At 51.4% G+C, this 18,988-nt stretch carries 15 protein-coding genes and 1 riboswitch; of the genes, 1 reads left to right on the forward strand and 14 read right to left on the reverse strand.

Annotated features, from left to right (window positions below; all coding sequences use genetic code 11):
• Nucleotides 1-97: 97 nt before the first annotated feature.
• The 10 genes from POF51_RS27755 to kdpB (POF51_RS27795) all read right to left on the reverse strand — a co-directional run bounded on the left by POF51_RS27755 (nt 98) and on the right by kdpB (POF51_RS27795) (nt 14,929).
• Nucleotides 98-940, reverse strand: a complete 843-nt coding sequence (locus POF51_RS27755; protein WP_069851951.1) for an arginase family protein — start codon at nt 938-940, stop codon at nt 98-100.
• 62 nt (nt 941-1,002) lie between these two features.
• Nucleotides 1,003-1,728: a hypothetical protein gene (locus POF51_RS27760; protein ID WP_017247184.1), complete on the reverse strand. Its 726-nt coding sequence runs from the start codon at nt 1,726-1,728 to the stop codon at nt 1,003-1,005.
• 12 nt (nt 1,729-1,740) lie between these two features.
• Nucleotides 1,741-4,071 (reverse strand): universal stress protein, encoded by a 2,331-nt coding sequence (locus tag POF51_RS27765; protein ID WP_069851949.1) that lies wholly within the window; start codon nt 4,069-4,071, stop codon nt 1,741-1,743.
• A 21-nt stretch (nt 4,072-4,092) separates the two neighbouring features.
• The gene (kdpC, locus tag POF51_RS27770) at nt 4,093-4,656 is read right to left on the reverse strand and encodes a potassium-transporting ATPase subunit KdpC (RefSeq protein ID WP_069851947.1); all 564 of its coding nucleotides are present in this window, start codon (nt 4,654-4,656) and stop codon (nt 4,093-4,095) included.
• A gap of 35 nt (nt 4,657-4,691) precedes the next feature.
• Entirely contained in the window at nt 4,692-6,731 is a 2,040-nt protein-coding gene (kdpB, locus tag POF51_RS27775; RefSeq protein WP_069851945.1) for a potassium-transporting ATPase subunit KdpB, read from the reverse strand.
• A gap of 210 nt (nt 6,732-6,941) precedes the next feature.
• Entirely contained in the window at nt 6,942-8,615 is a 1,674-nt protein-coding gene (gene kdpA / locus POF51_RS27780; protein WP_271756522.1) for a potassium-transporting ATPase subunit KdpA, read from the reverse strand.
• Between the two features lie 58 nt (nt 8,616-8,673).
• Nucleotides 8,674-8,751 carry a K(+)-transporting ATPase subunit F gene (kdpF, locus tag POF51_RS32240; protein ID WP_111914364.1) on the reverse strand — a complete coding sequence of 26 codons (78 nt, stop codon included), beginning with the start codon at nt 8,749-8,751 and terminating at the stop codon, nt 8,674-8,676.
• 559 nt (nt 8,752-9,310) lie between these two features.
• A riboswitch (cyclic di-AMP (ydaO/yuaA leader) is annotated at nt 9,311-9,457 on the reverse strand.
• A 161-nt stretch (nt 9,458-9,618) separates the two neighbouring features.
• Nucleotides 9,619-11,556, reverse strand: a complete 1,938-nt coding sequence (locus POF51_RS27785; protein WP_271756523.1) for a putative bifunctional diguanylate cyclase/phosphodiesterase — start codon at nt 11,554-11,556, stop codon at nt 9,619-9,621.
• Nucleotides 11,557-11,565: 9 nt separating this feature from the next.
• Nucleotides 11,566-12,891, reverse strand: coding sequence for a methyl-accepting chemotaxis protein (locus POF51_RS27790; RefSeq protein WP_069851939.1), 1,326 nt, complete (start codon nt 12,889-12,891; stop codon nt 11,566-11,568).
• A 37-nt stretch (nt 12,892-12,928) separates the two neighbouring features.
• The gene (gene kdpB, locus POF51_RS27795; RefSeq protein ID WP_069851937.1) at nt 12,929-14,929 is read right to left on the reverse strand and encodes a potassium-transporting ATPase subunit KdpB; all 2,001 of its coding nucleotides are present in this window, start codon (nt 14,927-14,929) and stop codon (nt 12,929-12,931) included.
• A gap of 167 nt (nt 14,930-15,096) precedes the next feature.
• Between kdpB (POF51_RS27795) and POF51_RS27800 the strand changes: the two genes are divergently transcribed.
• The gene (locus POF51_RS27800; protein WP_017247174.1) at nt 15,097-15,465 is read left to right on the forward strand and encodes a DUF2294 domain-containing protein; all 369 of its coding nucleotides are present in this window, start codon (nt 15,097-15,099) and stop codon (nt 15,463-15,465) included.
• 56 nt (nt 15,466-15,521) lie between these two features.
• On the opposite strand, the gene POF51_RS27805 is transcribed toward POF51_RS27800, so the two are convergent.
• The 4 genes from POF51_RS27805 to POF51_RS27820 are packed head-to-tail and all read right to left on the reverse strand — an operon-like array spanning nt 15,522 to nt 18,931.
• Entirely contained in the window at nt 15,522-15,932 is a 411-nt protein-coding gene (locus POF51_RS27805; RefSeq protein WP_069851935.1) for a hypothetical protein, read from the reverse strand.
• A 17-nt stretch (nt 15,933-15,949) separates the two neighbouring features.
• Nucleotides 15,950-16,885: a glycine betaine ABC transporter substrate-binding protein gene (locus POF51_RS27810; RefSeq protein WP_271756526.1), complete on the reverse strand. Its 936-nt coding sequence runs from the start codon at nt 16,883-16,885 to the stop codon at nt 15,950-15,952.
• Nucleotides 16,882-17,721 (reverse strand): ABC transporter permease, encoded by an 840-nt coding sequence (locus tag POF51_RS27815; protein ID WP_069851933.1) that lies wholly within the window; start codon nt 17,719-17,721, stop codon nt 16,882-16,884. Before POF51_RS27815 ends, POF51_RS27810 begins: the two co-directional genes overlap by 4 nt.
• Complete coding sequence (locus POF51_RS27820; RefSeq protein WP_271756527.1) at nt 17,705-18,931, reverse strand: quaternary amine ABC transporter ATP-binding protein; 1,227 nt, start codon at nt 18,929-18,931, stop codon at nt 17,705-17,707. The genes POF51_RS27815 and POF51_RS27820 overlap by 17 nt, the downstream gene beginning before the upstream one ends.
• Nucleotides 18,932-18,988 lie beyond the last annotated feature (57 nt).

The raw sequence follows: 18,988 nt of genomic DNA on the forward strand, positions 1-18,988 counted from the left end.
TTCACGAGGAGCACGCAAAAAAAGAGCCCGACAGCCTGAACGAATCAGGATTACCGAGCTCACTTTCTATCGAATTGATTTCATAGATGGGAGGGCTTTACGCACGTGCAGCTAGTGCCTGAGCGAGCAACTCTACCAGTTTCCTTGCATACTCGCCAGTGGTATCCCTTGCCCCTGAGAATTCCGTCACTTCCATACTTGTCACGCGCGAATCTCGCAAGACAGTTTCCAGTAATGCCTCTGCTTCGGACAGCGACAACCCCATCTCACTTGGCGAATAGGCAGCTGCCATCGCGTCTTTGTGCATGATATCTACGTCGAAATGAACGAGGATTTTCGCGTCCGGCGGGATCGATTGGAGCATATGAGAGACTCGCTCCTCTATGCTTCCTTCTGTGAGCTGAGCCAAGGTCATGATCTCTACGCCAAACGTCTCCGCAGGCATCTGCTGACAGCCGACCAGGCGGATTCGCTCTGCATCCCAGCCGCTTGGTTCGATCCATTGTCCGCGATCCTGAAGTAAAAACCACAATCCCATCCCTGCTGCCCCAATACAGCGGGAAGCCGATGGCACTACTGCATCCAGATGACCGTCAAGCACCAGCAGATACGCTTTCTCTTGATGAATAGCCCGATGAGCCTGCGCCGTTGCAACGACCAAACTGCAATCGCCGCCGAGCATCAAGACAAAGTCGTCTGTATCGAGCCACTCTTGCGCGTCCTTTTGCAGCACATCCCAAAGCATACGAGGAGCCGGCCAATTACGAACCGGTGGAATATTATGGCGCGGCAAATCATCGGGAAGATGCAGATTACCTACATCCTGCACATCCAAGCCATGCTGCTGCAACTGCTCGATCAATCCTGCTGTACGAAGCGCGTCCGGAGCTAATTCTGTACCAGAGACATATGCTCCTGTGAAATGCGGGATACCAGCCACTTTTACGTTTATAAACAGTCCCTCCCAAGGAATTTCATCGTATGAACATCCCTAAAAGTATATCACAGCTTCGTTTGCAATAATTGGATGAGATCACTGACAGACGGCTGTAACCAACGATCTGGCATGGATGCTTTTTCCCCGCGTAGCAATTGGCAAGCAAGCGCATTCGGATGGACATCTGCACTTAAGAAATACACTTGGTTTACAGGTTGCGGGAGTGCGTCCATGACTTCTACATATTTGTTGACATACACTTGCAACGCATCCCGATAGGCTGGAGTGGTTAGTGCCGCGCCACACCACACGTCAATTCCGGTCAACGCCTTGGCATGGGCTGCATCCAAGCTTTTTGCGAGCGAGCAGACAACGAACAACAGCTTCTCTGGCGCCAGCTTGAATCGCTTCTGATACTGTTTGGCAAAACGGGCAAGTGTCGCATTCCAAGACGGCGTATCGTAGCTGCCGAGATCAGGGATGCATTTGAGTGCTCCTACCAGTTGTTCGTCTTTTTTCATAAACAACAGACCGTCAATCACTTGAAACGAAAGCCCGGCTAATTGCCCAGACAAAAACTCACCCACCCGCTCATGCATGACGCGAGAGATTCGCTGTGAGGATTTGCGCTTTAGCTTTTGCCGTATGCGCACCTCTTCTTCCTCCAGGTAGACCCGTATCAGCCTGGAAAACAAATCTGCCTCCGTAGTTGGCTCTAGTATCAGGCACTCCAAACGGCTATAGGCGTCTGCCACACTTTGGTCCCATTGCCCTTCTTTTTCTGTGCCCATCATTAACCTCCCTCACATCATATCGGGTGCGTGATCGGCCACGACCAGCACATCCATGTGTCGGACCTCCCGCAATAATCGCTGGATGACCGAACCCTCGAGAATTTCTTTCCAGCGAGTCCGCGCCGACTGCCCGATGACGACCTGTGTCGTTCCTTTTTCGTTCATATGCAAGACCAGCTTGGTGAAAACCTTGCGTCGGGAAGGGGCTTCGTATCGTTCGAAACGACCTCCGAGCCGCTCTGTTAGTGCTTTCAGCTTCGCCAGCTGTGTCTCTTCCTCTTCTGTCAGCGACGGATGATCCTGCACGTAAGCGACATGCCAGGACGCCTTCAGCCGATAGGCAATGCGGAACCCTCGGCGAATCAATCGTTCACTGTCTGCGCGCAAATTCACACAGACAAAAATGACTTCCTGCTGCCGCCAAGGCCCGCGCAACGTTCGTCGCTCCCACGCCTCCAAGCGTTCATCGACATCGTCAGCAACTTCACGCAAGGCCAGCTCTCTTAATGCGATCAAATTCCCTGTTTTGAAAAAGTTGGTCAGCGACTGCTCCACCTTTTCCATCGCGTAAATATTGCCCTCTCGCATCCGCTGACGTAGTGCTTTCGGTGAAATATCAATCAGCTCTACCTCATCTGCCTGATGCAGAATATGGTCCGGCACCGTCTCTCGCACGCGGATTCCCGTGATTTGCTCGACGCTGTCGTTCAAGCTCTCGAGGTGCTGAATATTCATCGTGGATATGACGGAAATACCCGCAGCCAAAATCTTCTCGACATCGTGATATCGCTTCTCATAGGCACTCCCCGGCACATTCGTATGTGCCAGCTCATCTACCAATACGACCTCCGGATTTCGCCGAATAATTTCGTCCGTGTCCATTTCTTCGAGCGTCACGTTTTTGTATGGAATGCGCTTGCGCGGGATAAGAGGAAGTCCCCCTACCTGCTCAATGGTTTCTTTTCGTCCATGCGTTTCCAAAAGCCCAATCACCACGTCAATGCCAATTTCGGCGAGCTCGTTTCCTTCTCTCAGCATTGTGTACGTCTTGCCGACACCAGGTGCGGCTCCTACATATACTTTTAGCGTCCCACGCTTGATTTTCCCGATTTCCTCCTGCATCTCCTCATCGGAGAGGCGTCGGTACGGATTGGCCGTTACCGCTTGTTCTCGCTTGGTCGGCATGACGCGCTCACCGTCCCGCTCAGAACGATCTGCCACGATCAAGATATCGATATTTTTCGTTTGTCGAAGAATCTTATGAACGATGGAGCCATACCATATCTCTTCCCAGCGCGTACGCTTGGACTGCCCCATGACGATTCGGGTCACATTATTCTCCATCGCATAAGCGACGAGCTCGTTTGCTACGTCTTTTTCACGTGCAAGCATCTGCTCTTCAAAGGTACCTCCGACTTTGTCCACGAGCTTTCCGATGGATCTCTTAAAAGTCGCTTCTTCCTTCGTCAACTTCTTAGATAAAGGGAGAAAACAGACGACCAAGAGCTCTCCGCCGAGTCTCTTGGCAACCTGTTGTCCGCGCCGAACCAATATCGAGCCGTTCCAATGATACTGGGCAGAAACCAGCACCTTCTCTGTGGCTCCTGAAGCCCCCACCATGCCGTGCTTCTCCCGATAGTCCTCCAAATCCTCGTTTACGCCCGTAGCAACAAAACGCAGCGCGAGTTCCCGCAGCATATGCAGATTGTCTCTGCGAAACAACGGATGCTTGGTTCGAGTCGGGTTGCGATCGTCTTCTTGCAGCCGTTTCAGGATGGCTTCTGGCGTAACATCGAGCAGCTTCACCTCGTCTGCCATGGCAAGCGTATCTTCCGGGACACACTGGTCGATCCGTACCTCTGCCTTCGTCAGTCGCTCTGCCATCTCTTTCATCCCGGCCAATTCGTAAATGTTGACCGTCGCTATCACACTAATATTGTGGTTCAGCAAATACTGAACATCGTCCAAGCTGGTTGGTCGCGGGGCATCTGGACGATTGCGATGAGCCAAACCGTCTACGAGCACGACTTCCGGATCTCGTTCGATAATGGCTGCAACGTCCAGATCATGTCTCGCTTCCCCGAGAGAATACCAGATGATTGGCTGGATTTGTTCCAAGCCCTCCCGCTTTTGCGCCAGCTTGGGATGAGTGGCCTCACCTGAGCCAGCTACAACCACATCAATCCCTTTTTTCTTAAGCGTCTGCCCTTCCATTAGCAGATGATAGGTTTTCCCTGAACCACTGACTGCCCCCAGAATGATTTTCAGCCTGCCCCGGTGCATTCTGGAGATGGACTGCAAGATTTCCTCCGGGGACTTTCGCCGAAACTGCTCTACCATCTCGCAGCCCTCCTTCTATCTTTACTTCTTCAATTCGTCCAAGGCCAAATTTAGCTTCACCACATTGACACGCGGCTCCCCAAAAACACCCAAGCTTCTTCCGTCTGTATTGGCTTCAATCAGTGCCTGTAGTTGTACCGGTTCGAGATTGCGCGCCTTGGCTACACGCGCTACTTGTATCTGGGCAGCTTTTGGCGAGATATGCGGGTCCAAACCGGAAGCGGAATTGGTCAGCAAATCAGCCGGGATGTCTTCCTGCTTCACGTCAGGATTCGCTGCTAGAAATGCGGCGATATCCTTTTGTGTACGTTCGATCAGGGCCGGGTTGGATGCCGCGTAGTTGTTCGAACCAGAGCCTGCCGCATTATTATCAATAGAAGAAATGCGTCCCCAGAAGTACTTCGGATCGGTGAAGGTTTGCCCAATCATCTCGGAGCCGACCACCTTGCCGCTCGCATCGGTGATGAGACTACCACTTGCTTGCGCAGGCATGATAACCTGTGCAACCCCTGTCATCGCCAGCGGGTAGGCAATGCCGCAAATCAGCAGCAAAACGAGGCTGAGACGCAAATTTTTCAATATCATATCGGTTCACCTGAGCTTTCTTTTTTCAATATGAGTTACACCAGATTCAATCCGACCAAAATCAAGTCAATCAGCTTGATGCCCACGAACGGAACGATAATTCCTCCCAAGCCATAGATCACCAGGTTGCGGCTAAGCAGCTTTGTCGCGCTCATTGGCGTGTATTTCACGCCTTTCATCGCCAACGGAATCAGGATCGGGATGATGATCGCATTGAAGATCAACGCGGACAGAATCGCACTTTGCGGTGTAGCCAGACCCATGATGTTGAGCGCACTCATTTGTGGGATCGCCAGCATGAACATCGCAGGAATGATCGCAAAGTATTTCGCTACGTCATTGGCGATACTGAACGTCGTCAATGCACCGCGTGTCATCAAAAGCTGCTTGCCAATCGCCACAACCTCGATGATCTTGGTCGGGTCCGAATCCAGATCGACCATGTTCGCTGCTTCCTTCGCCGCTACCGTACCCGTGTTCATCGCCAAACCGACATCGGCTTGTGCGAGAGCTGGCGCGTCATTCGTACCGTCACCTGTCATGGCGACCAGTTTGCCTGCCGCTTGTTCTTTGCGGATCAGTGCAATCTTATCTTCCGGCTTGGCTTCCGCTACGAAATCGTCCACACCTGCTTCGCGGGCAATCGTCGCTGCTGTCAGCGGGTTATCTCCCGTGCACATCACTGTGCGGATACCCATGCGGCGCAGCTCTTCAAAACGTTCGCGCATGCCCGGCTTCACAGTATCTTTCAAATAGATCAAACCGAGGATCGTATTTCCTTCTGCTACAGCCAACGGTGTGCCGCCCGCCGTTGCAATCCGGTTTGCTTTTTCATCCAAGTCAGCAGGGATGTTGCCCCCTTGCTCTGTTACATATTTTTTGATGGCATCGACGGCCCCTTTGCGAATGAGGACGCCGCTTGCCAGATTCGTCCCGCTCATTCTTGTTTCAGCGCGGAACTCCACACCCTCGGAACCAGGCAATACCAGTTCAGCAGATGCCAGACCTTGTTTTTTCGCCAGCTCTACAACAGAGCGTCCTTCCGGTGTTTCGTCATGGATGGAGCTTTGTGCAGCTACACGGTTCAATTCTGTGCTTTTGCTGTCGCCTACAGTGACAAACTCAGCAGCCATCCGGTTACCATGCGTGATCGTTCCCGTTTTATCCAAAATAATCGTGTTGATGTCACCGGATGCCTCTACGGCTTTACCAGACATGGCGATGACGTTAAACTGTGTGACCCGGTCCATACCCGCAATCCCAATCGCTGACAAGAGTCCGCCAATCGTGGTCGGAATCAAGCAAACGAGCAAAGCAATCAGTGTCGCAACCGGAATGGCTGCATTCACATAGTTCGCAATAGGCTGCAAGGTCGTGCAGACGATCAGGAAAATCAACGTCAAGCTGACCAACAGCGTATTCAACGCGATTTCATTCGGGGTCTTCTGTCTTTTCGCGCCCTCTACCAACGAAATCATGCGATCCAAAAACGATTCGCCGGGATCCGTCGTCACGCGGACGCGGATGCGGTCACTGACGACACGTGTACCTCCCGTGACGGAGCTAAAATCGCCACCTGCTTCTTTAATGACCGGAGCGGATTCACCTGTAATCGCAGATTCGTCCACAGAGGCGACACCCTCGACGATTTCCCCGTCGGATGGAATCAGCTCACCTGCTTCCACTATGACCAGATCGCCTTTTCGCAGTTCTGTGGAACTGACGACTTGAATGCGTCCATCTTTCCCCACTTTTTTTGCTTGCGTGTCCTGCTTCGTTTTTTTCAAGCTCTCTGCCTGTGCTTTGCCGCGCCCTTCTGCCAAGGCTTCTGCGAAGTTGGCGAACAAAATCGTCACGAACAGGATAAAGCTGACAACGCCGTTGAAAAACGGGTCCGAAGCTCCCCCAAATAAATTGGGTGCAAACGTCAGGAGGAGCGTAATGAAGAATCCGATCTCTACCACGAACATGACAGGATTTTTCATCATCACACGCGGGTCCAGTTTTTTGAAAGACTCGACAAAGGCCCGCTGGTACAAATCTTTAGGAAGCGCAACCGTGCGCGTTCTACTCATGGAAAATTACTCCTTTGCCTCTAGTATGGATATTTGTTCAAAAAGTCGGCTTTTCAGCACCGAGAAAGTGGCGAGAACCTGAAGAAGGAGGAGCGGAGTGTAGGGGACCTACATGAGCACCGGACTTCGAAGGTGAACGCTACTTTCGATGCCGAATTTGCTTCCACGATTACATCGTGATCAAAAGTCGACTTTTTGAACTTCCTCTAATTAACGGATCGTTAGCCACTCAGCGATTGGGCCAAGAGCAAGCACAGGCAGGAATGTCAGTGCGCCTACGATTACCACAGTCGCAATCAAAATCACCGTGAATACACTATTGTCTGTGCGCAGTGTACCCATCGTTTCTGGTACCGGCGTTTTTGCGAGCAAGGAGCCTGCTACCGCCAGCATCGTAATGATCGAAACATATCGACCGAACAGCATAACGAGTCCCGTAGAAATGTTCCAGAAAGGTGTGTTGTCTCCCAATCCTTCAAAACCGGAACCGTTGTTGGCTGCCGAAGAAGTGTACTCGTACAGCACTTGTGAAATGCCGTGGAAGCCTGGGTTCGACACTGCGGATGATCCCATTTCTGTCGCCAATGCAATAGCGGTTGGCGCCAAAATAATCAGGGGATGAACGAGAATCGCAATGGCGATCAGCTTCATCTCTTTTCCTTCGATCTTGCGGCCGAGGAATTCAGGCGTACGCCCTACCATCAAGCCCGCCAAGAATACAGCCAAAATCGCATACATCAAAATGTTAATCGTTCCGACGCCATCTCCGCCGAATACGCAGTTGAGCATCATTTCACCGAGCGGAACCAAACCGCCAAGTGGCGTCAATGTATCGTGCATGTTGTTCACGGTTCCTGTCGTTGCCGCTGTTGTCACGGCAGTGAACAAGGCGCTTTGTGCGATACCAAAACGGACTTCTTTTCCTTCCATGCTGCCCATTACTTGTGACAGACCAGCCCGTTCCAGCGCCGGGTTACCGTTTACTTCATTGGCATACGCCGTGACCAGGAACGCCAGGAACATCGCGAACATCGCTCCAAAAATAACCCAGCCTTGCTTGCGGCTCTTCGCCAAGAAGCCGAATGTGAATGGCAGTGAAGCCGGGATCAAAAACATCGACATAATTTCGATCACGTTTGTTAGCGGTGTCGGGTTTTCAAATGGATGCGCGGAGTTTACTCCGAAGAATCCGCCTCCGTTTGTTCCCAAATGCTTAATGGATACGAGGGAAGCGACCGGACCGCGAGCGATTTGTTGCTCCGTTCCGCTAATAGTTGTCGCTGTTGCCGTCGGCTCCATTGTCTGCGGCACGCCTTGGGACACCAAGAGCAATGTCACGACAATCGCCAGCGGAATCAACACACGTGTATGAGCACGTACTAGGTCTACGTAGTAGTTACCGATGCTGCGCTGCCCTGTCAGCCCGCGCATGAAGGCCATCACGACCGCGATCCCTGTCGCTGGCGTCGTAAACATCAGGTAAATAATGACCAGCATTTGCGACAGGTACGACAGTCCGCTCTCCCCGCTGTAATGCTGAAGATTCGTATTCGTCAAAAAGCTGACGGCCGTGTTAAAGGAAAGCAACGGCTCCATCGCCGTAATTCCACTTGGGTTTCCCGGCAGCATCCCTTGCAAACGAAGCAAGAGATAGGCAATGGCTACCATCGAAATGTTGCTGACCAGAACAGCCATTGCGTACTGCTTCCAGGTCATATCTGCTACGCGAATGCCAGACAGCTTGTATATCGCTTTTTCCACCCCGCCAAAAACACGGTCCAATCGGGTCGTCTCCAGCGAAAAGGAGCGTGCCAAATATTTTCCCATCGGTATGGCGAGCACGAAAAGCACCACCAAAACCAACGCTATTTGTAAAAAGTCCACGACAGTTCCTCCTACTCCCTCTAAAAAATGGTTCCAAATAAACGAATGATTCTAACCCCTAGTATTTTTCCGGGTAAATCAATGCGTGGCACAGGTACATCGCAAGCCCTGCCACAATCAGCAGCAACCAGATCATTTCTCTTTCCCTCCCTGTTCTCTTACCACGGCGTCACAAAACTTGATGAGTGCAAAAAATACACCGAATGAAAGCGCCAAGAGCAGTATGGAAACCACGTCCATGCAATGTCCCTCCTTTTTTGCCGTACTAACTATTCCGTGAAGTCTGGCCGACTCGTCTCTCTCGCTTCCCCCTGCACAGGCTTCCTTTTTTGAAAAAACCTGCCATTTGGGAAAAAAATAGACCAATGCTTACGATTTCCCCGAAAGACCGCCGCATTTGACCGAACTGAAGATGGACAGACGAACGAAGTCGCCCGCATCCCGCGGCAAATAAAACGATCCTTTGTATCGGAGAAAAAGTACTCATTGGTCTACCTAACGCCCAGCCGACTTGAAGTTGCCTTCTTTGCGTTTTGTCTCCCGTTTCCTTTTTCCGAAAACAGTTATTTACTTGTAAGTAACAACGGTCATTGACCGTTTTTGAGCAAAACGAAAAGACCTGCATTACGTTTCGAGTCAACCCTTGTCGTCCCTCAATGGATAACAAAAAGGCCTCCTCAAACAGGCGGTCTTTAGACCTCCCTCGCTTTAGCCGACGAAGTTAGCTGACGGGTAGGATGGCGAAAGAGTTTCTCATCCCTCCCACGATTCATGCGTGGGATTAACCCCTACTGATTGGGTCCTCCGTTCCCGAGTGCCTCGGGATTTGGCCATATTTGCAATTGTTGGTTACGAGTCTCATTATACGTCCGGCATAATCGGATGTTAATGTCCTATTTCAGTCTTTTTCACACGATTTTTGCGTTCTTTATCCGTGTAAGCGATTTAAACCTATCAGGCCTCATCCGATCATGATATTTCATCGTTTCTCTCCTTTTTTCATTTATTTTCCCCATACTGCGAGAGCAGTCGTGCCTGATTGCTGCATCCATTCTTCCAATTGCTCCGCAGGTAATGGCTTACTACAGTAGTAGCCCTGCATTTCATCACACTGCTGCTCACGCAAAAAGGTCAGCTGAACTTCGTTTTCCACCCCCTCCGCCAGTACGTTCATTTGCAAGCTGTGCGCCATGGCAATGATCGACTTGGCGATGACGGCATCTTCGTTTTCTGTAATATCATTCACAAACGACCGATCGATCTTTAAGCGGTTAATGGGAAAATCGCGCAAGTAGCTTAGCGAGGAGTAGCCTGTCCCAAAATCGTCGATGGACAGCCATATCCCCAGATTTTTCAGCTCATGCAGGATTCCGATGAAATGCGTGGCGTTTTGCATGACGGCACTTTCTGTAATCTCTAGCTCCAGAAATTGCGGTTGCATCTGCGTTTCTTGGAGCACCTGTTTGATCATGCCAACCAAATTCTCCTGCTGAAATTGGCGGGCGGATAGATTCACCGCTATGCGCAGGGAAGGATAGCCTGCTTCTGCCCATGCTTTGTTTTGCTGACAAGCCGTTCGAAGCACCCATTCCCCAATGGGCACAATCAAGCCAGTCTCTTCCGCCAAGGGGATAAATTCGGCTGGCGAGACCAAACCCCATTCAGGATGCCGCCACCTGAGCAGTGCCTCCACCCCGACCACCTGATTTGTTTTGCAATCGAGCTGCGGCTGATAATGCAGACAAAACTCATTGCGCTCCAACGCCTTGCGCAGCTCCTGCTCGACTGCCAGCCGTTCCGCCGCATGAAGGCTCATCGTAGACGAGTACAGGTTGTACCGATTCCTGCCCTTTTCTTTGGCACTGTACATAGCGGCATCTGCATGCTTCATGAGGGTTTGCGTATCCTCTCCATCTCTCGGGAAAATACTGATCCCGATACTTGTCGTGACAATGCATTCCCGATCCTCCACCTGAAGCGGCGATTGCAAGGACGCAATGATCCGATCTGCCAACGCAATCACCTCTGTCTCGTCAGAAATCGCAGGGAAGATCATCGTAAACTCATCTCCGCCCATGCGAGCCAGTATGCCTGTCGTGCCGACATTTTCCTTTAATCGATGAGAGAGCGACTGGAGCAAGCAGTCCCCGAAATAATGCCCCAAGGAGTCGTTGATGTATTTAAAACGATCCAAATCAAAAAACAGGATCGCCATCATCTGTCCTTGCTGCTTCGCCTGGGATAGCGCAATCGTCAGCTCCGCCTCGAAAAGTCGACGGTTCGGGAGATCAGTCAGCGCATCGTGGTACGCCATGTGATTGATTGTCTGCTCTGCCTGCCTGCGATCCGTCACGTCGCGGATAATCCCGCGCAGCCCGGTGACACCACCCGATTTTTCGCTAATTTTCACAATGGAGCCCTCCACTAAGCGCCTCTGACCGTCACGCTGGACAAACGCCCAGTCAATTTGCTGGACAGGCGTCCCGGTATGCGACACCCACCGAAACGCGTGCTTTAGCTTCAAAGCATCTTGCTTGCCCACATACTCCTGATAGCTTGCTCCCAGCAACTCATGCGCAGGTGCTCCAAGTATTTCAGAGAGTGCAGGATTCACAGCGAGAAACCGACCTCGCTCGTCCAATTCGTAATAACCGTCTTTGATGCTCTCCAATATCGAGTGAATCTTCCTTTCCTCGTTCTCCCAATACGTTTGTTCCAGCTGATGCGTATCACATGCGTACCTCAGAGCCATGCGATAGCAGATAGCCGTGATGATCAAGATAGGCACTAACCCAGCCAGCCATACACCTCCTCGCGTTTCCTCCGTCAAGAAGAGCAGCAACAAGACGATGACAAGCATGAGCGCGGCAACCGCAACAGCCAGCTTTAGCGCCGTTTGTTTTTGCCTCTCGATCCGTTGCTGCTCTAGCCATAGTCCCATACCCATCACCTATGTCTTGAATCTGCGAATCAAACTTTTTTGCTGGTGAGCCAGCTTGCTGAGTGAATCAAGGCACTCACGAAACGCCTCCACCGCACTGTTTTGCTGATAGGCCGCTTGTGCCACTTGATCAGCCCGCTCAGACGCCGCCTTCGCGATATGTGCCAGCTGACCCATTTGGGCTGTCACTGTCACCGTTTTGCCCGAGGTATGATCCAGACCTGTCGCGACTTGGTTAATGTGCATGGATACTTGCTGGACCGCCAGACTAATTTTTGCAAAAGCATCTCCTGCTTCCTTTACGACCGTCACGCCAGAAGCGACCTCTGTATTTCCTCCTTCAATAGACCCTACTGCCCGGGCAACATCCTGTCGCATCTGTTCGAGCATGTCGGCAATCTGCTCCGCCGCTTGCCTGGATTGATCTGCGAGCTTTCTCACCTCACCGGCTACGACGGCGAAGCCTTTGCCTGACGCTCCCGCTCGTGCCGCTTCAATCGCAGCATTGATCGCCAAAAGATTTGTCTGATTCGCCATCGCCTTAATGATAGCCACACACGCTTCAATCTCCCTTGATCGCGTGCCCAGCTGCGTCACGGCTTTCTCTGTCGTAGTAAAAGCAGCCGCAATGTCTGCCATCTGCTGCACGGTTTTCGCGATGACTTCCGTTCCTGTTTCGGCCGCCGCAGAGGCACTTTTGGCTGATCCGAAGACATGCTGCGCGTACTCCTCCATTTGTTTCACAGCTTCTTCTACGCGTTCCATCGAATCGACGGTTTGATCGGAGCCTTTCATTTGCTCCCCAGCTCCATCCACCAGCTCTTGCATCGCTGCGACAACCGATCGGCTGTTTTCCGTTGCTTGCAAGGCATTCGTCGCCAGCTCCTCAGAAGCATTCGCGACATGATCCGCTCCCGTACTGATTTGCCCGATCAAATTGCGTAAATTCCTCGCCATCTGGTTAATCGCTTGCGCTACCTGCCCCACCTCATCCTGCGTGGCGATCTGAATCTCTGCTCCTGTCAAATCTCCTGCTGCCATTGTTTCTGTCGCATCGGCAATGACACGAATGGATCGGCTAATTTTTCCAGAGATGATCCAGCCCAATCCGATGATCAAAACAAACATCCCAACACTCGTCACATAAATGTAGGAAAGCTCCTCAAGCACACTCTTTTCTACTTGCCTGATTGCTTCTTCTCCAAGTCCCAAACTGGCATCATAGCGCGTATTGATTTCAACCAGCTTTGTGTAATAGAGCTGCCCCAGCACTCCGATTAGCAGGGCCGTAGCGACAAAGCCGCACATGATTTTGGAACGCAACGATACGTTCACGTGAGTACACCTCCGTATGTCATTCATAGCTGTTTGGTTACCAGAACAGTTGCAGTCCCATATCAATCAGCTTGATTCCGATGAACGGAAAAATGATTCCTCCTACGCCGTAAATCAACAAGTTCCGGACGAGAAGCTGGTTCGCATTCATGGGCACATAGCGCACTCCCCGCAATGCCAGCGGGATTAAGAGTGGGATAATAATCGCATTGAATAAAAGTGCGGATAGAACAGCACTGGACGGAGACTGCAGGTTCATGATGTTCAAAAGCTGCATCTCGGGCACTTGCTCGACCAGCATCGCAGGGATGATCGCAAAATACTTGGAAAAGTCGTTCGCGATACTAAAGGTCGTCAATGCACCGCGGGTCATGAGAAGCTGCTTCCCGATGGAAATGACCTGCAAAATCTTCGTCGGGTCTGAATCGAGATCGACCATGTTGGCCGCTTCCTTCGCAGCCGTTGTCCCGCTGTTCATCGCGATGCCTACATCGGCTTGGGCCAGCGCTGGCGCATCATTCGTGCCATCTCCGGTCATCGCAACCATTTTCCCTTGTGCCTGCTCTTCCCGAACGATTCTGATTTTGTCCTCGGGCTTGCTCTCGGCAATAAAGTCGTCGACCCCAGCTTCTTTGGCGATGGTGGCCGCTGTCAGTGGATTGTCGCCTGTGCACATGACGGTCCTAATGCCCATTTTCCGCAATTCTTCAAAACGCTCGCGAATCCCGGGCTTCACCGTATCCTTCAAGTAAATCAGGCCAAGAACCTGACTGTCCTTGCATACAGCGAGCGGAGTACCACCTTGCAGCGAGATTCGCGCGCTTTTTTCTTCAAGATCTGGTGGCACCATGCCCCCCCGCTCCCTGACATAGGCACTAATGGCGCTAACTGCTCCTTTTCGATAGTGGACGCCTTTGTAATTCAAACCGCTCATGCGCTCCTCAGCAGTAAACGGGATAATCTCTCCTTCGTACGCTTTGACATCGCAGACAACCTGATTTGCTTGGGCGAGCATCATGACGGAGCTTCCCTCTGGCGTATCATCGAACAGCGAAGTGAGCACAGCGACTTCCATCAGCTCCCTCTGGTCGACTCCTGCTACAGGAACGAATTCTGCCGCCAGTCGGTTACCATACGTGATCGTGCCTGTCTTGTCCAAAATGATCGTGTTGACATCACCAGCCGCTTCTACTGCCTTACCCGACATCGCGATGACACCAAAGCGGGTGACACGATCCATCCCCGCAATGCCAATGGCCGATAACAAACCGCCAATCGTGGTCGGAATGAGACAAACGAGCAAAACGACCAAGACGGAGATATCCAGCTCGATACCCACATACGAAGCAATCGGAACCAGCGTGACGACGACAATCAAAAAAATAAGCGTAAAGACGATAAGAACTGTATTCAAGGCAATTTCATTCGGTGCTTTTTGACGCTTGGCCCCTTCAATGAGCATAATCATCCGATCCAAAAAAGAGTCCCCGGGGTTCGTCGTAATTTTCACGATAATAGAGTCACTAATGACACGTGTCCCACCCGTTACAGACGTCTGGTCGCTGCCCGCCCTTTTGATGACCGGAGCCGACTCGCCCGTGATCGCAGATTCATCAATGGAGGCCAAGCCATCGATAATGTCACCATCTCCTGGGATGATATCTCCTGTTTCGACCAAGACGTGATCACCTTTACGCAGTTCGCCAGATGAAATCACCTGCACACTGCCATCGGCTTTGAGTCGCTTGGCCTCCGTATCCCGCTTGGCCCTTCGCAATGTATCTGCTTGTGCTTTCCCGCGTCCTTCTGCCAATGCCTCAGCAAAATTCGCGAACAACACCGTGAATAATAAAACGGAAAAAACGACTGTATTCCACCCTACCTGATCCTCCGTACCAAAATACTTCGGAAACAACAGCATCAGCAAAATCAGAACCGTCCCGAGCTCTACGACAAACAGCACGGGATTCGATTTCATGACCAACGGGTTCAGCTTGCGAAAACTATCAAGTAGAGCCTTTCCTATCAATTGTTTCATAGCTCCTCCACATGCAATAACGCATAGATCAAATAGAGAAAAATACCAACAGCAAAAATGGAGACGATCACCACAGGAATGTTTCCCCCCTCTTTTTTCGTAGGTTGACAGCCCCAAGACGGCTGAGTAATATTAGGCACAATGATAAATTATGGGAGGTATGGCGTTTGGCCATCTCTAACAAAAAAAAGCTGGAAGCCGAAATCAGCGAAGCATTCATAAAATTTCAGCGCGATCTGATTGGACGAGGTCCACAGGAAGCGAAGACCTACATCGTCGGTGATATGGTCATCGTCAGATTTAAAGGTGTTCTCACCGTCGAAGAAAAGCATCTGTCCAGTCACGATAAAGGTCGCCGCATCGTCAAAGAAATGCGCGAGGTTCTCCGTGAGATGTACAGCGAAGAATCGGAAGAAATCGTAGAAAAGCTGACAAGCTGCAAGGTACTATCCAGCCATAGTGATATCAGCACGAAAATGGGTGAACGGATCGAGGTTTATGTATTGGACAAGGACCTCGAAAAAATATTAGGCTAATTTTACAAAGCGCGGCTCCGCCTTCATTTGCAGGCGGAGCCTTTTCTATTCCTCTCTTACCCACTCATCTGTTCGGCCAACCAGCCGTAGCCTTTATACCCGGGCTGGCTCACAATGACGTGATTCGCCCCGAGCGCCTTGTATAACATCGCGTTCCGATGTTCCTGCGTCATCACAAAAATCCGGCAGGTGCCAAGCTGCTTGAACAGTGTAATGAAGTCGCGTCCCTCCGCCCACTCATCGGGAAAGATGTAGACGGAATGGTAGAGCAGCAAGGATTCCTGATCGCGGTAGCACTCGTCAAATGAGATGGGCAAAAAACGCTGAATCGTCTTGTCGCAAGGCCCCGCTGTCAATGAAAAGGCACCGGGATTCCTTCCCCAAAAAGCAGGCAAACTGTCACAGCATAGTGTTTGGACAAAAGAAGTGAAAGCTTCCCCCTTGCCCATTACGAGATAATGCTTCATAGCAGCGCCTCCCTTCCTTATTGGAGATCCTCAATGGACGAGATGTTCATGTACGAAGGAACCACGAGTCCGATTTTGGTTCCGTCGAGATTCGGACCCAAATCCTCGATTTGCCCACCAAACTTTTTCAAATAGCTCGTATCTGTAGACGGCAGCCAAGCCGCAACCATCCCATCTACATCCCCAATGGCCACTCCTGCCCACATCGGTCCAGTCTGCACCTGACTCAATTCGACTTCATACCCCAGCTTCTGCTCCAGCACATGCTCTACAACGTGCGAGCTGGCAATCTCGGAATCCCATGCTACATAAGCGAGAGTCAGCTTCTCTTTTTGGACAGGCTGTATGCCCTCCACCCATTTCGCTACTTTGACTTCGTTGTTTTTTACCCATTCCGCAGCGGCCACTTCCGGATCTTTTCCGTCAATCATTTGGACCATGACTGACTCCATATCGGCTGGCTCCCACGAGAACTTATCCAGAAATTGATAGGCAGCAGGCTGATCCTCTTTCAGCCCTTTGCGCACGATGGTATGGATTTGTTCCGCTCCACCAAAGCCGTTCTTCGGGTCCGCCAAATATTTCAAATCCATCTTTTTAAACATCCAATGCGGTGTCCAGCCCGTAATGATAATCGGTTCCTTCGCTTCGTACGCCTTAGTCAAAGCTGCTGTCATCGCTGCATCGGAGCCTTCAACAAGCTGCCATTTATCCAAGCCATACAAGTTCATGACTTCCTCTGTCTTCACCATCGAGCCTGCTCCTGCGTCGATTCCGATGATTTTGTAGTCGAGCTTTTCTCCTAGCGCGTTGTCCGACGTCTCAGAAGAAATAGGACCGACTACCGTTGCTGTCGGTATTTGTGTGTTTGTGTTTTGACTGGAGCAGCCTGCGAGCCAAGCTGTCGCTCCCATCATTACTGCCAGTAAAGCTGGAACCGCTTTGTTCATCATATGTTTCTCTCCTTTTTTCCTGCATGTTGAGTAAGCCGATCCAAGACGATAGCGATGATCACGATGGATAGCCCCGCCTCGAATCCTCTTCCTATATCCACTTGCGATACGGCGCGATATACGTCTGCACCCAAGCCTTTTGCCCCGATCATAGCCGCTATGACCACCATCGACAGGGCGAGCATGATGCACTGATTGACTCCCGCCAAGATCGTCGATTTCGCATACGGCAGTTGCACTTTCACGAGCTTTTGCCACCCAGTTGCGCCAAAGGCATCCGCTGCTTCCTCCATTTCCGCTGGCACCTGACGTATGCCTAAGTTCGTGAGACGCACAATTGGCGGCAAAGCAAAAATAACGGAGGCAATGACTCCCGGCACCTCACCCAAGCCAAAGAAAAAGATCGCGGGAATCAAGTAAACGAACGCTGGCATCGTCTGCATCAAATCCAGTATTGGCGTGACCAGATTGCGAAACGTATCGTATCTCGCGCAAAGAATGCCCACCGGAATCCCGATGGCGATCGAAATCATGGTGGCAGTGAGGACGAGTCCCAATGTCTCCATCGTTTCATCCCAGTACCCCAGGTTGTGAATGAGAGAAAGTCCGACAACCGTAAAGACCATTGACGCTCTCCCTGCAAAAACCCACGCAGCGGCCCCCAGCAGCAAGATGAGAATCAGCGAAGGTATCTCCGCCAAAACCGTGGAACAGTAAGTCACCATCGTAGAAATGACGATAGACACTGGATCAAACAATACCCCTTTGTACTGGCCCAGCACCTCCACGAACCCTTCCATCCATTCGCCAATCGGCAGCTTAGGCACGACGTCCATCACTCATCACCTCTGCTCTCTGGTGTTCTTGGACATTGACTTTGCCTACCAGCCCGCCTAGCACCGCTCCTTTTACGATGACACCCAACAAACGCTGCTGCTCGCCCACTACCGCAATCGGGATGTGCAGGTCTGCCATCATTGGGAACAAACTGTGCAGACGTGCGTCAGGTGAAACAGTAGGGAGGTCGGTTTTCATAATCGTCTCCAGTGAATCCCCCGTATCGATCGCGAGTGATACGTCATACGCCGTAATCAAGCCGAGCAGTGTGCGCTTTTTGTCCACGACGTACAAGCTGGACACGCCGTTATCCATCATGAGTTGCAGCGCCACTCGCGCCCCTTTGTCAGGCGTGATTGCTTCTGCCCGTTTCATCACATTTTCAGCAACGAGCACTCTGGACAGGTCGGCATCCTCGACAAACTTCCGCACGAATTCATCCGCTGGGTCTGCCATGATTTCTTCCGGGCGGCCGATTTGAATGATCTTTCCGTCTTTCATAAAGGCAATCCGATCACCCAGCCTCAACGCCTCGTGCAAGTCATGTGTAATGAACAGGATCGTCTTTTTCATCGTCATCTGAAGCTCCAGTAGCTCATCCTGCATGTCTTTTCGAATGAGCGGGTCCAGTGCACTGAACGCTTCGTCCATCAAGAGAATATCTGGATTATTAGCCAACGCCCGCGCCAATCCGACTCGCTGGCGCATCCCTCCGCTCAATTGATCCGGGTACGCATTTTCCCACTCGGTTAACCCAACGAGCGCAAGCGCTTCCCGTGCTTTTTCTTGCCGGAGCCCTGGTGGTACTTGTTGAATCTCCAAACCGAACTCGACGTTTTCTCGTACCGTCCGCTGCGGAAACAGGGCGAAGTTTTGGAAAACCATCCCGAGCTTCTTCCTCCTCACCTCGCGCAAAGCCGATGCCTTCATGTCCACGATCTCTTCCCCATCGATCTCGATGCTTCCACTCGTTGGGTCAATCAGTCGATTACACAGTCGGATTAAGGTTGACTTGCCGCTGCCGGACAGGCCCATGATCACGAAGATTTCACCTTCCTCGACTTCAAAGCTGACCTGATTCACCCCGATAGACTGGCCCGTTTGCTTGTAAATTTGTTCTTTCGTACGTCCTTCTGCCAGTAGCTTCAAGGCCAGCTCGGGCTGCTTGCCGAACACTTTTGTCAGTTGATGGACCTTCATTTTGGGCATGGTATCCCTCATCTTTCGTTTTTTCGTAAATGCAAAAAGCCTGCGAAGTTTCCACAC

Source organism: Brevibacillus sp. AG, from assembly GCF_028369215.1.
GTDB lineage: Bacteria > Bacillota > Bacilli > Brevibacillales > Brevibacillaceae > Brevibacillus > Brevibacillus porteri.